At 72.2% G+C, this 13,752-nt stretch carries 12 protein-coding genes; 6 read left to right on the top strand and 6 right to left on the bottom strand.

Annotated elements, in window-relative coordinates; genetic code table 11:
- Nucleotides 1-31 precede the first annotated feature (31 nt).
- Nucleotides 32-724 (top strand): gamma-glutamyl-gamma-aminobutyrate hydrolase family protein, encoded by a 693-nt coding sequence (locus ACIPTO_RS27430; RefSeq protein ID WP_366321652.1) that lies wholly within the window; start codon nucleotides 32-34, stop codon nucleotides 722-724.
- Between the two features lie 33 nt (nucleotides 725-757).
- On the opposite strand, the gene ACIPTO_RS27435 is transcribed toward ACIPTO_RS27430, so the two are convergent.
- Nucleotides 758-1,681, bottom strand: a complete 924-nt coding sequence (locus tag ACIPTO_RS27435; protein WP_401196433.1) for a LysR family transcriptional regulator — start codon at nucleotides 1,679-1,681, stop codon at nucleotides 758-760.
- Between the two features lie 70 nt (nucleotides 1,682-1,751).
- On the opposite strand from ACIPTO_RS27435, the gene ACIPTO_RS27440 reads away from it, so the two are divergent.
- Nucleotides 1,752-2,861, top strand: a complete 1,110-nt coding sequence (locus tag ACIPTO_RS27440) for a TDT family transporter (RefSeq protein WP_401196435.1) — start codon at nucleotides 1,752-1,754, stop codon at nucleotides 2,859-2,861.
- Here the strand turns inward: ACIPTO_RS27440 and ACIPTO_RS27445 are convergent.
- The 4 genes from ACIPTO_RS27445 to ACIPTO_RS27460 form a co-directional block, all read right to left on the bottom strand.
- Nucleotides 2,788-3,507 carry a helical backbone metal receptor gene (locus ACIPTO_RS27445; protein ID WP_401196437.1) on the bottom strand — a complete coding sequence of 240 codons (720 nt, stop codon included), beginning with the start codon at nucleotides 3,505-3,507 and terminating at the stop codon, nucleotides 2,788-2,790. The genes ACIPTO_RS27440 and ACIPTO_RS27445 overlap by 74 nt on opposite strands.
- Nucleotides 3,507-4,070, bottom strand: a complete 564-nt coding sequence (locus ACIPTO_RS27450) for a helix-turn-helix domain-containing protein (RefSeq protein WP_033283758.1) — start codon at nucleotides 4,068-4,070, stop codon at nucleotides 3,507-3,509. The genes ACIPTO_RS27445 and ACIPTO_RS27450 overlap by 1 nt, the downstream gene beginning before the upstream one ends.
- Nucleotides 4,071-4,479: 409 nt before the next feature.
- Nucleotides 4,480-6,291 carry an ABC transporter permease/substrate binding protein gene (locus ACIPTO_RS27455; RefSeq protein ID WP_401196439.1) on the bottom strand — a complete coding sequence of 604 codons (1,812 nt, stop codon included), beginning with the start codon at nucleotides 6,289-6,291 and terminating at the stop codon, nucleotides 4,480-4,482.
- On the bottom strand, nucleotides 6,284-7,333 hold the full coding sequence (locus ACIPTO_RS27460) for a glycine betaine/L-proline ABC transporter ATP-binding protein (RefSeq protein ID WP_401196441.1): 1,050 nt from the start codon (nucleotides 7,331-7,333) through the stop codon (nucleotides 6,284-6,286). The genes ACIPTO_RS27455 and ACIPTO_RS27460 overlap by 8 nt, the downstream gene beginning before the upstream one ends.
- 234 nt (nucleotides 7,334-7,567) lie before the next feature.
- On the opposite strand from ACIPTO_RS27460, the gene ACIPTO_RS27465 reads away from it, so the two are divergent.
- From ACIPTO_RS27465 to ACIPTO_RS27480, 4 genes are all read left to right on the top strand, one after another.
- The gene (locus ACIPTO_RS27465; RefSeq protein WP_366321654.1) at nucleotides 7,568-8,497 is read left to right on the top strand and encodes a 5'-3' exonuclease; all 930 of its coding nucleotides are present in this window, start codon (nucleotides 7,568-7,570) and stop codon (nucleotides 8,495-8,497) included.
- A gap of 88 nt (nucleotides 8,498-8,585) precedes the next feature.
- Nucleotides 8,586-9,431: a siderophore-interacting protein gene (locus ACIPTO_RS27470; RefSeq protein WP_401196443.1), complete on the top strand. Its 846-nt coding sequence runs from the start codon at nucleotides 8,586-8,588 to the stop codon at nucleotides 9,429-9,431.
- A gap of 241 nt (nucleotides 9,432-9,672) precedes the next feature.
- Nucleotides 9,673-11,223: an amino acid permease gene (locus tag ACIPTO_RS27475; protein ID WP_366321275.1), complete on the top strand. Its 1,551-nt coding sequence runs from the start codon at nucleotides 9,673-9,675 to the stop codon at nucleotides 11,221-11,223.
- A 25-nt stretch (nucleotides 11,224-11,248) separates the two neighbouring features.
- Nucleotides 11,249-12,196, top strand: coding sequence for a pseudouridine synthase (locus tag ACIPTO_RS27480; protein WP_401196445.1), 948 nt, complete (start codon nucleotides 11,249-11,251; stop codon nucleotides 12,194-12,196).
- Between the two features lie 40 nt (nucleotides 12,197-12,236).
- On the opposite strand, the gene ACIPTO_RS27485 is transcribed toward ACIPTO_RS27480, so the two are convergent.
- The gene (locus ACIPTO_RS27485) at nucleotides 12,237-13,724 is read right to left on the bottom strand and encodes a cytochrome P450 (RefSeq protein WP_401196447.1); all 1,488 of its coding nucleotides are present in this window, start codon (nucleotides 13,722-13,724) and stop codon (nucleotides 12,237-12,239) included.
- Nucleotides 13,725-13,752 lie beyond the last annotated feature (28 nt).

Genomic DNA, 13,752 nt, shown 5'->3' on the forward strand with positions numbered 1-13,752 from the left:
CCATTCAATGCGCGTCACGTCGGAGGGGTCCATGGCGGACAGGCCGCTGATCGGCATCAGCACATATCTGGAGGCCGGGGCACGCTGGGGCGCCTGGGAGCTGGAGGCGGCCCTGCTGCCGGCCGGCTATCCGCGCCTCGTCCAGCGGGCGGGCGGCCTCGCCGCGATGCTGCCCCCCGACTCCCCCGAGCGGGCCGCCGCGACCGTCGCCCGCCTCGACGGCCTGGTGATCGCCGGCGGCCCCGACGTCGAACCGATCCGCTACGGCGCCGAGCGCGACCCCCGCACCGGCCCGGCCGCCGCCGCCCGCGACTCCTGGGAACTCGCCCTGATCGAGGCCGCGTTGACGGCGGGAGTACCGCTGCTGGGCATCTGCCGCGGGATGCAGCTCCTGAACGTCGCCGTCGGCGGCACCCTCGTCCAGCACATCGACGGCCACGCGGAGACCCCGGGCGTCTTCGGCCACCACCCGGTCAAGCCGGTCCCGGGCACCCTGTACGCGGCGGCGGTCCCGGAGGAGACCTCGGTCCCGACCTTCCACCACCAGTGCGTGGACCGCCTGGGCGCCGGCCTGACGGTGTCGGCCTGGGCCGCGGACGGCACCCCGGAGGCGGTCGAACTCCCCTCCGCCGACTGGGTGCTGGGCGTGCAGTGGCATCCCGAGATGGGCACGGACCTGCGGGTGATGCGGGCGTTGGTGGAAGCGGCCGCGAAGGCCCGCTAGGGCGCGTCTGCGACAGGATCCGCCGGGCAGGCCCTAGCCGCGCGTCAGCGAGAGCAGTTCCCGTGCCGGTCCCGTCGGCCGGTGCCCGGTGGGCCACACCGCCCTCAGGTCCCGGGCGAGAGCGACCCCTTCGACCGGGATGCGCACCAGCCTCCGCGTCGACAGCTCCTCCCCCACGGCGAGTTCGCTCAGCACCGCCGGTCCCGCCCCGCTGACCGCCGACGCCTTGACCGCCGTGGTGGACGACAGCTCGATGAGGGGACGGGCAAGACCGCCCAGGGCCGCGTCCAGCACCTGCCGGGTCCCCGAGCCCTTCTCCCGCAGGATCAACGGCGTCGACGCCAACTCCGCCGCGGGTACCGGGCGTTGGCGCCGGGCCCACGGATGGGTCGGAGCCGTGACGACGATCAGGTGGTCGTGGGCGATCACCGCGGAGTCCAGCCCCGGGGACACGGAGAGCCCCTCGACGAAGCCCAGGTCCGCCTCGTCCGACAGCAGCCGTTCCGCGACCGTCGCCGAGTTCCCGGCCAGCAACGAGACCGCCGTGTCGGGGCGTTGGGAGCGCAGGGCGAGCAGCCAGCCCGGGAGCAGGTACTCGGCGATGGTCATGCTGGCGGCGACCCGGAGCCGGGAGTCGCGGCGGTGCCGCAGCGCCTGGGCTCCCGCGTCGAAGGCGGCGGCGGCCTCGACGACCCGGCGGGCCCAGTCCGTGACCAGGGCCCCGGCGTCCGTCAGCCGGGAGCCGCGCGGCGAACGGTCGACCAGGGCGACGCCCAGCTGGCGTTCCATCGAGCGGATGCGGCTGCTGGCGGCCGGCTGGGTGATCCCCAGTTCCCGGGCCGCGCCGCCGAGGCTGCCGAGCCGGGCCACCGCGAGCAACAGCTCCAGCGCCCCCAGATCCGGCACCCGGTGCGCTATGGACGCCTCCCGCTGCTCATCCGTCTCACCCCTGCTCATAAATCCAGTTTATGTCCCCATAGAAGGATGCTCCCTGGTGGCCCGTCTCAGTCGGCGAGACGGTGGACACATGGTCACCGCCGTTCGTCACCTCGGACCCAACTGGTACGCCTCCGTCATGGGCACCGCCATCGTCGCCACGGCCGGTGCCGGGCTCCCGGTGCGGCCTCCGGGGCTGCGCACGGCCTGCACCGCCGTCTGGGCCCTCTCCCTGGCCATGCTCGTGGCCCTGCTGGCCGCCCGCACCCTGCACTGGACCCGCCACCGCGACCAGGCCCGCGCCCACCTCCTCGACCAGGCGATGGCCCCCTTCTACGGCTGCCTCGCGATGGCCCTGCTGGCGGTGGGCGGCGGCACCCTGGTCGTCGGGCGGGACTGGATCGGGGTCACGGCGGCGGTCGCGCTCGACGCCGTGCTGTTCGGCGCCGGAACGCTCATCGGTCTCGCGGCGGCCGTCGCCGTCCCGTACCTGATGGCCGTACGGCATCGCGTGCGGCCCGCGCAGGCGACCCCGGTGTGGCTGCTGCCCGTCGTCGCGCCGATGGTGTCCGCCGCGCTCGGCCCGCTCCTCGTGCCACATCTCCCGGCCGGGCAGGCGCAGGAGACCCTGCTGCTGGCCTGCTTCGCGATGTTCGGGCTGAGCCTGCTGGCGACCCTGCTGATGCTGCCGCTGGTCTTCGCCCGGCTCGTCACCGGCGGCCCGCTGCCCCTCGCGCTCACCCCGGCGCTGTTCCTGGTCCTGGGCCCGCTGGGCCAGTCCACCACCGCCGTCGGCAAGTTCGCGGACTTCGCCCCCGGTGTCGTACCGCCCGCCGACGCCCGCGGCTTCGCCCTCCTCGCCGTCCTCTACGGCGTCCCCGTCATGGGCTTCGCCCTTCTCTGGCTCGTCCTCGCCACCGCCCACGTCGTCCGCGCCCGCCGCGAAGGCATGCGCTTCACGATGACCTGGTGGGCCTTCACCTTCCCGGTCGGCACCTGCGTCACCGGCGCCGAGTCCCTGGCCCACCACACCGGCCTCGCCGTCTACGACGGTCTCGCCCTCGTCCTCTACGGCGTCCTGGTCGCCGCCTGGGCCACCGCCGCCGTACAGACCTCCCGGGGCCTGGTCAGCGGCGCGCTGCTCGCAGGGCCGCGCCCAGCACCCGTGGCGCTTCCCCCAGTGACGGCCCGTACCACGTGAGGTGCCTGCCGCTGACGAGCGCGCACGGCAGGCCGGTGAACGCCTCCGGTCCGTCGTCCGCGGTGAAGCGGTACGGCTCGTCCGGGAGGACCACCACGTCCGGTGCCGTGGACCGCAGTTCGTCGAGCGGGGCGCGCGGGTAGCGCTCGGCGTGCGTCGCGTACGCGTTGTCCACGCCCAGCCGGGACAGCACATCGCCCGCGAACGTGTCCCGGCCGAGCACCATCCAGGGCCGGCGCCAGACCGGGACGACGGCGGTCCTGCGGTGTTCCGGTTCCGGCGGCCCCGCCCACGCCCGCTCCGCCTCGTCCAGCCAGCGCGGGCGGGACGGCGCACCGCAGGCGTCGAGGACCCGGGCGAGTTCCGCGAAGGCCTGCGGGACGTCCCGCACCTCGGTGACCAGGACCTCGACTCCGGCTTCGCGCAGGGCGGTCAGGTCCGGTGCGCGGTTCTCCTCCTCGTTGGCGATCACCAGGTCCGGGGCCAGGGCGAGGACCGGGTCGAGTCCCGGGTTCTTGGTGCCGCCGACGCGGGTGACGTCGAGGTCCGGCGGATGGCTGCACCAGTCCGTCGCGCCGACCAGGACCCCCGGCAGCGACACGGCGACGGCCTCGGTGAGCGACGGGACGAGGGAGACGACGCGCATCAGCGCTGGCGGTCCTGGACCGCCTCGATGTGTTCGGCCACCGCGACGACGACCACCCGGGTGTCCGGCACGGTCGCCCGCCAGCGGTGGCGGACGCCTCCGGTGAGGTACATGGTGTCGCCGCGCACCAGACGGTAGGCGCGGCCCTCCGCCTCGATCTCCACGGCGCCGTCCGCGACGTACATCAACTCGTCGTTGCGGTGCTGGAATTCACGCCCCGCGTCATGGTCGCCGGTGAACTCCGAGGCGTGCAGCTGGTGGTGACCCCGTACCAGGGAACGCATCCGGGGTTCGGCCGACTCCGGCTCCTCGGCGCGGACGACGTCGACGCTGCACGCGGGGTCGGCGGCGGCGAGGAGTTCGACGGCCGTGGTGCGCAGGGCGTCGGCCACCTTCTCCAGGGAGCTGCGGCTCGGGCGGGCCCGGTCGTTCTCCACCTGGCTCAGGAAGGGCACCGACAGGCCGCTGCGCTCGGCCACGACGGCGAGGGTCAGGGACAGCGCGCGGCGGCGGCGCCGTACGGCCGCACCCACCCGAAGGGGCTGTTCTTTGTGGTCGCCCATCGCTCCGGCTCCCTCCTCGGCTCGTCGGTCCGATGCTGTTTCTGAAGCGTCCTCTGATGACTTCTCTGCACCCTACGCATGTTCGGCAAACCGTTTCATGCGCCTGTCACATCCACGTCACGCAGCGTGTGCTCGGACCTCACAGTTCTGGCCAGTGCGCGAGGGCCCGGTGAGCCCCGTTCCGCGCGGGAGTCCGCCTCTAGTCTTCAATGCGTGCGCGGCCGCCTGTGTTCCCGCTCCCACCGAAGGCCTGAACCAGGGGCTTCGTAGCGCTGTGTGGTTGGCCGGATCCTTTTCGTACCGGAGGACACGAAAAGGTGGGCCCCGCCGCACGAAGGGGGGAACGTGCGGCGGGGCCCACCTCTGGGCGGCGGCCGGTGCCGTCAGGTCACCCGGCCGCCCGGCTCTGTCAGCTCTTGCGGTCCTGCGCGAGGGGCGCCAGCTTGTCGACGAGGCCCGGCTGCTTCTTCAGCCAGGTGCGGACGGCGTCCTGCTCCCCGCCCTTGCCGGACTTCTGGATCTGCGCCTCGAGACCGGTCAGCTGGGTCTCGGTGAGCTTGAAGTCCTTCAGCCACTTACCGACGTCGGGGTTGTCGTCGGCGAAGCCCTTGCGGGACAGGGTGTGCACGGCGTCGCCCTTGCCCCAGGCGTTCTTCGGGTCCTTGAGCTTCTTCAGCTTGAAGTCGCTGTAGGCCCAGTGCGGCGACCAGAGCGTGACGAGGATCGGCTGCTGCTTGGCGTACGCCCGCTTCAGCTCGGCCAGCATCGCCGGGGTGGAGCCGTCGACGACGTCGTAGGAGCTCTGGAGGCCGTACTCCTTGAGGACCTTGGTCTTCAGGAGGCCCATCATTCCGGCGCTCGGTTCGATGCCGGTGACCTTGCCGCCGAACTCGGAGGCGTGCGCCTTGAGGTCCGCGAGGGTGTTGACGTCCTTCACGTACGACGGGACGGTCAGCTCCAGGGACGTCGAGCCGTACCAGCTGCCCAGGTCGTCGAGCTGCTTGCCGTACTTCTTCCAGTACTCGGCGTGCGTGGTGGGCAGCCAGGAGTCGGTCTGGAAGTCGACCTGGCCGGTGGCGAGGCCGGTGTAGAGCGGGCCCGCCGCGTACTGGGTGGTGGTCACCTTGTAGCCGCGCTCCTCCAGGATCTCCTTCCAGAGGAAGGTGGAGGCGATGCCCTCGTCCCACGGGATGTAGCCGATGGTGATGTTCTTGCCCTTGCCGACGTTGTCGGCGGCGGTCGCCTCGGAGCCCGAGGAGGAGCCGAAGACACCGAGGCCGCTCGCCACCAGGGCGAGGACGACCACGCCGATCACCGCGAACGCGGGGCGCGGGCGGTAGTTCCACAGCTTGGCGCCGTCGGACGCGCGCGCCTTGGCGGCGGCCCTGCGGCCGAGCGGCGAGATCTGGGTGCCGAGCGCGCTGGTCATGCGGTCGAGGTAGATGGCGAGGACGACGATGCCGACGCCCGCCTCGAAGCCGAAGCCGATGTCGAGCTGGCCGATGGCCTCGTTGACGGCGCCGCCGAGACCGCCGGTGCCGACCATGCCGGCGATGACGACCATCGACAGGCCCAGCATGATGACCTGGTTGACGCCCGCCATGATCGTCGGGAGCGCCAGCGGCAGCTGGACCCGGAGCAGGGTGTCGCGCGGCGAGGTGCCGAACGCCTCGGCCGCTTCGACGAGTTCGGCGTCGACCTGGCGGATGCCCAGCTCGGTCATGCGGACGCCGGGGGCGAGCGCGAAGATCAGGGTGGCGATCACGCCGGCGGAGGTGCCGAGGCCGAAGAAGAGGATCGCCGGGATCAGCAGGACCATCGACGGCATCGTCTGGAGCAGGTCGAGAGCGGGCCGTACGACCGCGCTGACCGCCTTGGAGCGGGCGGCCCAGATGCCCAGCGGGATCGAGATCACCAGGGCGATGACGGTCGCCACGAGCACCAGGGCCAGGGTCGACATGGCCCGGTCCCACAGGTCGAGCGAGTCGATGAGCAGGAATCCGGCGAAGGCCAGGACTCCCGCGACCAGTCCGCGCAGCCACCAGGCGATCACGGCCAGGATGCCCGCGAGGAGCAGGGGTTCGGGGGCGGTGAGGACCGCGTTGATGCCGTCGTACATGCCCTCGACGACCGTCTTGATCGCGTCGAAGAGCCAGGACATGTGGGCGAGGAGCCAGTCGACACCGGAGTCGACCCAGTCGCCGAGCGGGAGCCTAGGCATGGGCGGTCACCTCTTCCTCCGCGTCCCCGCCGAGGAACGCGACGAGACGTTCCTGCGGTACGACGCCCACGACCTCGTCCGCCGCGTCGACCACCGCGACCGGGTGGGTGAGGCGGGCGCTGATCGCGCACAGGTCGGTGAAGGGGGTGTCAGGGGTGGCGGTCGCGCAGTCGCAGTCGGCCTCGTGGCCGTCGACTCCGGTGTCCATGACGGCGCTCGCGGTCAGCACCCGGGAGCGGTCGACGTCCTGGATGAAGGAGGCCACGTAGTCGTTGGCGGGGCGCAGCAGGATGTCCTCGGCGGTGCCGGTCTGGACGATGCGGCCGTCGCGCATGACGGCGATGCGGTCGCCCAGGCGCATGGCCTCGTTGAGGTCGTGGGTGATGAAGACGATCGTCTTCTTCAGCGACTTCTGGAGTTCGAGGAGCTGGTCCTGCATGTCACGGCGGATCAGCGGGTCGAGGGCGCTGAACGACTCGTCCATGAGGAGCAGGTCGGCGTCGGTGGCGAGCGCGCGGGCCAGGCCGACGCGCTGCTGCATGCCGCCGGACAGCTCGTCGGGCCACGAGTCCTCCCAGCCGGCCAGGCCGCACAGGGCGAGCGCCTCGCCGGCACGCTTCAGGCGCTCGGCGCGGGGCACGCCCTGCACTTCGAGACCGTAGGCGGCGTTCTCGCGGACGCTGCGGTGCGGGAAGAGCGCGAAGTGCTGGAAGACCATGCTGATCTTGCGGGCGCGGACCTCGCGGAGGTCGCGGTCGCTGAGCGCGGTGAGGTCCTGGCCGTCGAAGAGGACGCGGCCGTCGGTGGGCTCCAGGAGTCCGTTGAGCATGCGCAGGAGGGTCGACTTGCCGGAGCCGGACAGGCCCATGACGACGAAGATCTGCCCTGGCGCGACGGAGAAGGAGGCGTCGATCACCGCGGCGGTGGTGCCTTCGGCGCGCAGCTCCTCCCGGTCGGCTCCGTCACGGAGCCGTTCGACTGCCTGGTCGGGTCGTCTGCCGAACACCTTGTGCAGGTGCTCGGCTTCTAGCCTGGCTGACACGCGTACCTCTCGGTCGGGGACAGGACGTGGAGGCGACACCGAGGGACCCGCGGACCCCTCGGCGGTTGAACGTGCAACCGGCATCGCTCCGAGGCCGCGCCTGCCCAGGCCTCCGACGGGCAAACACAGGAGTGGCCCAGGTCACGGACAGCCGGTGACCGCCCCTCCGGGTGACGCGGTGTTGGTCCCTCCGAGTGACGGCGAGGGGTGGCCGTCGCGCCGACGTGCGGCATGATGCGTGGCGTGACCGGACGACTGATGCTCCTCGACACCGCCTCGCTCTACTTCCGCGCCTACTTCGGCGTCCCGGAGTCCGTGAAGGCCCCGGACGGCACGCCGGTGAACGCCGTGCGCGGGCTGCTGGAGTTCATCGACCGCCTGGTCAAGGACCACCGCCCGGACCTGCTCGTCGCCTGCATGGACGCGGACTGGCGCCCCCAGTGGCGGGTCGACCTGATCCCCACCTACAAGGCGCACCGCGTCGCCGAGGTACGCGCGGGCGGCCCGGACGCGGAGGAGATTCCGGACACGCTCTCCCCGCAGGTGCCGATCATCGAGGCCGTCCTCGACGCGGTCGGCATCGCGCGCGTGGGCGTCGAGCCGTACGAGGCCGACGACGTGATCGGCACGTTCACGGCCCGCGCGAAGGGCCCGGTCGACATCGTCACCGGCGACCGCGACCTGTACCAGCTCGTCGACGACGCCCGCGGCGTCCGCGTCCTGTATCCCCTCAAGGGCGTCGGCTCGCTCCAGCTCACCGACGAGGCCCTGCTGCGCGAGAAGTACGGCGTCGACGGCCGCGGCTACGCGGATCTGGCGCTGCTGCGCGGCGACCCCAGCGACGGTCTGCCGGGCGTGCCCGGGATCGGCGAGAAGACGGCGGCGAAGCTGCTCGCCGAGTTCGGTGACGTGCCCGGGATCATGGCCGCGATCGACGACCCCGCGTCCAGGCTGACGCCTTCGCAGCGCAAACGCCTCGACGAGGCGCGGCCGTATGTCGCGGTCGCGCCGAAGGTCGTCAAGGTCGCCGACGACGTACCGCTGCCGGATGTCGACCCCGCGCTGCCGCGCGCGCCGCGCGATCCGGAGCTGGTGGGCGCGCTGGCGGAGCGCTGGGGGCTGGGCGGATCATTGCAGCGACTGCTCACCACGCTGGGCGCGTAAGCATTGTTCTTGCCCTTCCTTCTTGCCTTTCACAGACAATGTAGTGCTAACTTAGGTAAGCCTAAGCTTGGGAATCTGGGAGGCCGTCATGGCAGAACGTCCGGCACGGAAGCCGCGTAAGCCCCACTCCGCGCAGGTCGTCCGCACCGAGCGACTGACTCCCCACATGCAGCGCGTGGTGCTCGGTGGCGAGGGTCTGGCCGAGTTCGCGGCGGACACGTGCACCGACCACTACGTGAAACTGCTGTTCCCGGCCGGGGGCGCGGTCTACCCCGAGCCCTTCGACGTGGAGCGCATCCGCGCCGAGTTCCCGCGTGAGCAGTGGCCGGTGACCCGCACCTACACCGTGCGCGACTGGGACCCCGAGCACCGCGAGATGACCCTCGACTTCGTCGTCCACGGCGACGAGGGCCTCGCCGGGCCGTGGGCGACCCGGGTCCGGCCGGGCGAGCGCGTCCACTTCATGGGCCCCGGTGGCGCCTACGCCCCCGACGCGGACGCCGACTGGCATCTGCTCGCCGGTGACGAGAGCGCGCTGCCCGCGATCGCCCGCGCCCTGGAGTCGTTGCCCGAGGGTGCCACGGCCCACGCGTTCGTGGAGATCTCCGGCCCCGAGGAGGAGCAGAAGATCGACTCCACCTTCGAGGTCGTCTGGCTGCACCGCGGCGACCGTCCCGTCGGCGAGGCGCTCTCCGAGGCCGTCCGCGCACTGGAGTTCCCCGAGGGCCGCGTGCACGCGTTCGTGCACGGCGAGGCCGCCTTCGTGAAAGACCTGCGCGCCCTGCTGCGGGTCGAGCTGGAGATCCCGCGCGAGGACCTGTCGATCTCCGGGTACTGGCGCCTGGGCCACAACGAGGACGGCTGGCAGGCGTCGAAGCGGGAGTGGAACGCGAAGATCGAGGAGGAGCAGGAGGGCGCCACGGCGGCCGCCTAGCGTCCGGCTGCGGATGCAGGGTTTCGGCGAAGGGGCGGTGCTTCACGGCACCGCCCCTTCGCCGTGCGCGGGCCGGTCACTCAGGCCGGTGTGTGGTGTGCCGGCGTGAGGACTTGGGCCCGTCGCGGACACGGCCGCGTGACGCGGCGGAAACAGCGGCTCCCTAATTTCTGTCACCCGACAGGAATACAGCTGTCGGGTGACCGGATTCCGCCCTCCTGCGCCGAAGGCAGGTGCCGCCGTGACCACGACCGCCCCCTCCGACCTACGCCCCGATCCCCCGCACTCCCCCGCCACCGGGGACGGCTCCCTCGCGGAGTTCGGCTACCACCAGGAACTGCACCGCAGCCTGGGCCGGTACGCGTCCTTCGCCGCCGGTTTCTCCTTCATCTCCGTCCTGACGACCGTCTTCCAGTTCTTCGCCTTCGGGTACGCGTTCGGCGGCCCGGTCTTCTTCTGGGCCTGGCCGGTGGTGCTGGCAGGCCAGCTGCTGGTGGCGGCGTGCTTCGCGGAACTGGCCGCGCGCTACCCGCTCTCGGGCGCGATCTACCAGTGGTCGTCCCGCCTCTCGAACGCGGCCTTCGGCTGGTTCGCGGGCTGGATCATGGTGGTGGGCCAGATCGTGGTGGTCGCGGCAGCGGCCCTGGCGCTCCAGATGGTGCTGCCGGCGATCTGGTCGGGCTTCCAGCTCGTGGGCGGCGACCCGGCGCCCACGTCACCGGACGGCGCCGCCAACGCGGCGGTCCTGGGCGTGATCCTGCTGGTCCTGACGACGCTGGTGAACAGCCTCGACAACCGCGTGATGTCGGTGGTCAACCGGGTCGGCGTGACGGCGGAGATCATCGGCGCGCTCCTGATCGTCGTCCTCCTGCTGACCCACTCGCGGCGCACACCGACCATCACCTTCCACACGACCGGCGGCCCGGCGGGCGGAGTGCTCGGCGCGCTGCTGGTGGGCTCGTTCACGGCGGCGTACGTGATGATCGGCTTCGACAGCGCGGGCGAGATGAGCGAGGAGACCCACAACCCCCGCCGCACGGCGCCCCGCACGATCCTCACCGCGCTCACCGCCGCGGGTCTGCTCGGCGGCCTGATCATCCTCGGCGGCCTCCTCGCCGCCCCCAGCCTGACCGACGGCCGCCTCGGCACCGACGGCCTCGGCTACGTCCTCACCAGCAGCCTCGGCGACGGCGTCGGCAAGGCCCTGCTGGCGGACGTGGTGGTGGCGATAGCCGTGGCGACGCTGGCCATCCAGACGGCGGCCTGCCGGATGCTGTTCTCGATGGCCAGGGACTCCCGGCTCCCGTTCTCCGCGCGCCTCTCCAGGGTCAACCCCCGCACCGGCATGCCCACCGCCCCCGCCGTCACCGTGGGCACCCTCGCCGCCGCCCTCCTGCTCCTCGACTTCGCCTCCCCGGACGCCTTCCTCGCCATCGGCACCACCTGCATCGTGATGCTCTACCTGGCCTACGCGATGGTCACGGGCCCCCTGCTGCTCCGCCGCCTGCGGGGCGAGTTCACGGTGCGCGGCACCGACGAGACGGGCGCGCCCCTGTTCTCCCTGGGCCGGTGGGGAGTACCGGTCAACGCCCTGGCCCTCCTCTACGGCCTCGCCATGACGGTCAACCTGGCGTGGCCGCGGGCCGCGGTGTACGACCCGGCGGGCGGGCACTGGTACTTCCAGTGGTTCACGGTGCTGTTCCTGGCGGTCACGGTGGGCGCCGGCTTCGGATACCGGGCCTACCGCGCCCGTACGGCGCCGGCCCGGACTCCCGAACGGGCCCCCGCCTGACCCCGACCGCCTACCCTTGACCGCGATGACCCGGAAACGCCGTATCCCGCCCTCCCCCCTCCCGCAGCGCGACGGAGTCGACCCGGTGCGGGTCCGGCTGCCCCCCGAGGACTCCTGGGCCACCGTCCGCGAGTACCTGGTGGCCCGGCTCTCCGGGGCGGGGGACGGGGTCGTCGAGCGGATGATGGACGACGGGCTGTTCGTCGGGGTGGACGGGCGGAGCGTGGCCGGGCTGGCGTACGAGCCGGGGATGTTCGTGTGGTTCCACCGGGAGCTGCCGGCCGAGGTGCCGGTGCCGTTCCCCGTGGACGTCGTGTACCGGGACGAGCACATCGTCGTCGCCGACAAGCCGCACTTCCTGGCGACCACCCCGCGCGGGAGCCATGTCGTCGAGACGGCGCTGGCGCGGCTGCGGCGGGAGCTGGGCATCCCGGAGCTCGGGGCCGCGCACCGGCTCGACCGGCTCACCGCCGGACTGGTGCTGTTCACCGTGCGGCCCGGTGAACGGGGCGCGTACCAGGCGCTGTTCAGGGAGAAGCGGGTGCGGAAGGAGTACGAGGCGGTCGCCGCGTACGATCCGGGGCTCGTCCTTCCCGCCACCGTGCGCAGCCGCATCCTCAAGGAGCGCGGGGTGATGGCCGCCCAGCAGGTCGACGGTGAGGTCAATGCCGTCAGCCGGATCGAGCTGGCGGAGGAGCGGGCGGACGGGCTGGCCCGGTACCGGCTGGTGCCCAGTACCGGGCAGACGCATCAACTGCGGGTCCACATGTGCGCGTTGGGCGTGCCCATCCTCGGCGATCCGCTCTACCCGGTGGTGCACGACCCCGTGCCGGACGGTGACTTCCGCCGCCCGCTCCAACTGGTGGCGCGGGCACTGGAGTTCACCGATCCGGTCACGGGGGCGGAGCACCGGTTCCGGAGCGGGCGGGTGCTGGAGGCGTGGTCCGCCCACGAGGCATGGGCCGGCCGGTGAGACGCCTCCGCCGAGCGGCCCGTCCGGCCCCGCGCGCCGCTCAGTAGCCCCGCCACCACCTCAGGAACCGTTGCCACGCGCCCGGCCGGTGCACCGGCTCAGCCGTCGCGGGCGCCACCGGCGGAGCCGTCACCTCGACGGGCTGCGGGATCGCCGCCGCCGTCGGCTGCGGGTCCGGGGACATCCCGACGTGCCAGGTGTGGCGCGGTTGCGGCACCGCCGCGTGGCCGGGCTTCTCCGAGACGTCCTGCTTCGGCTTCGGGGCGAACTGCACCGGCAGTTCCACCAGATGGCGGGAGGCGATGGACGCCGTCCAGCTCAACTCGTCTTCGTCGCAGTCGAGTTCGATGTCCGGCAGCCGCATCAGCAGCGCGTCCACCCCGGTGTCGGCGATGGCACGGCCGATGTCCTGGCCGGGGCACTCGTGCGGGCCGCCGCCGAAGGCCAGGTGGGAGCGGTTGCCCATCATGTTGGCCTTGAGGTCGGGACGCACCCGGGGGTCGACGTTGCCCGGCGCCGGCGCGAAGAGCAGTCCGTCGCCCTTGCGGATGCGCTGGCCGCCCAACTCCGTGTCCTGCTTGGCGAAGTAGGCGAAGACCGTGCTGAACGGCGGCTCGTCCCACAGCGACTGCTCGACCGCCTCCGGCACCGTCATCTGCCCGCCGTTGAGCTGGGCGCGGAAGCGCGGGTCGGTGATGACCATGCGCAGCGCGTTGGCGAGCAGGTTGGTGGTGGCCTCGTAGGCGGCGAAGAGGACGAGCCGCAGGTGCTCCCTGACCTCGTCGTCGCTGAGCCCGGCCGGGTGGGTGACCAGGTGGCTGGTGAAGTCGTCCAGGGGCTGGGCCCGGCGCAGCGCGGTGAGCCGGGTCAGCGCGTCCATGACGTACTGGTGGCTGACGATGGCGGTCTCGGTGCCCTTGAGGGCGTCGCGGGCCGCCTCCACCATCTGCTCGTTGTACTCGTCGGGCATGCCGAGGATCTCGCACAGCACGGCCATCGGCAGGTGTTCGCAGAACTGGCCGACGAGTTCGGCGCGCCCCTCCTCGCAGAAGGAGTTGGCGAGGACCTGGGTGTAGCGGTTGATGTGGCGGCGGATGCCGCGCGGGTCGATCGTCGACATGGCGCCGGTGACCGCGCCGCGCAGCCGCAGGTGTTCGTCGCCCTCGGCGTGCGAGGCGATGGGCTGCCAGGCGATGTGCGGCATCAGCGGGTGGTCGGGCTTGACCATGCCCTCGCGCAGCGGGGTCCAGATCCGGCTGTCCCGGCTGAACTGCGAGGGCGTCCGCACCATGTGCAGGTTCTCGGTGTGGCCGAGGACGACCCAGATGGGTACGTCGTCGTGGAGCAACACCGGTGCCACGGGCCCGTGTTCGAGGCGCAGCTTCTCGTAGAGGGCGCCCAGGTCCGCCGCCTCGGCGCCGTACAGCCGGTGCAGTCCCCCGGGCCCCTGTCCGTGCGCGGGGCAGCCGGGGGGCGGGCCGGACCGGGGGTCTTCCGTCTCGGTGGGTGAGTGGTGTTCAGGCGTCACGGTGTTCGCTCCGGGAGCTGAAGTGGTA

The sequence above is a fragment of the Streptomyces sp. NPDC090083 genome (assembly GCF_044747445.1).
GTDB lineage: Bacteria > Actinomycetota > Actinomycetes > Streptomycetales > Streptomycetaceae > Streptomyces.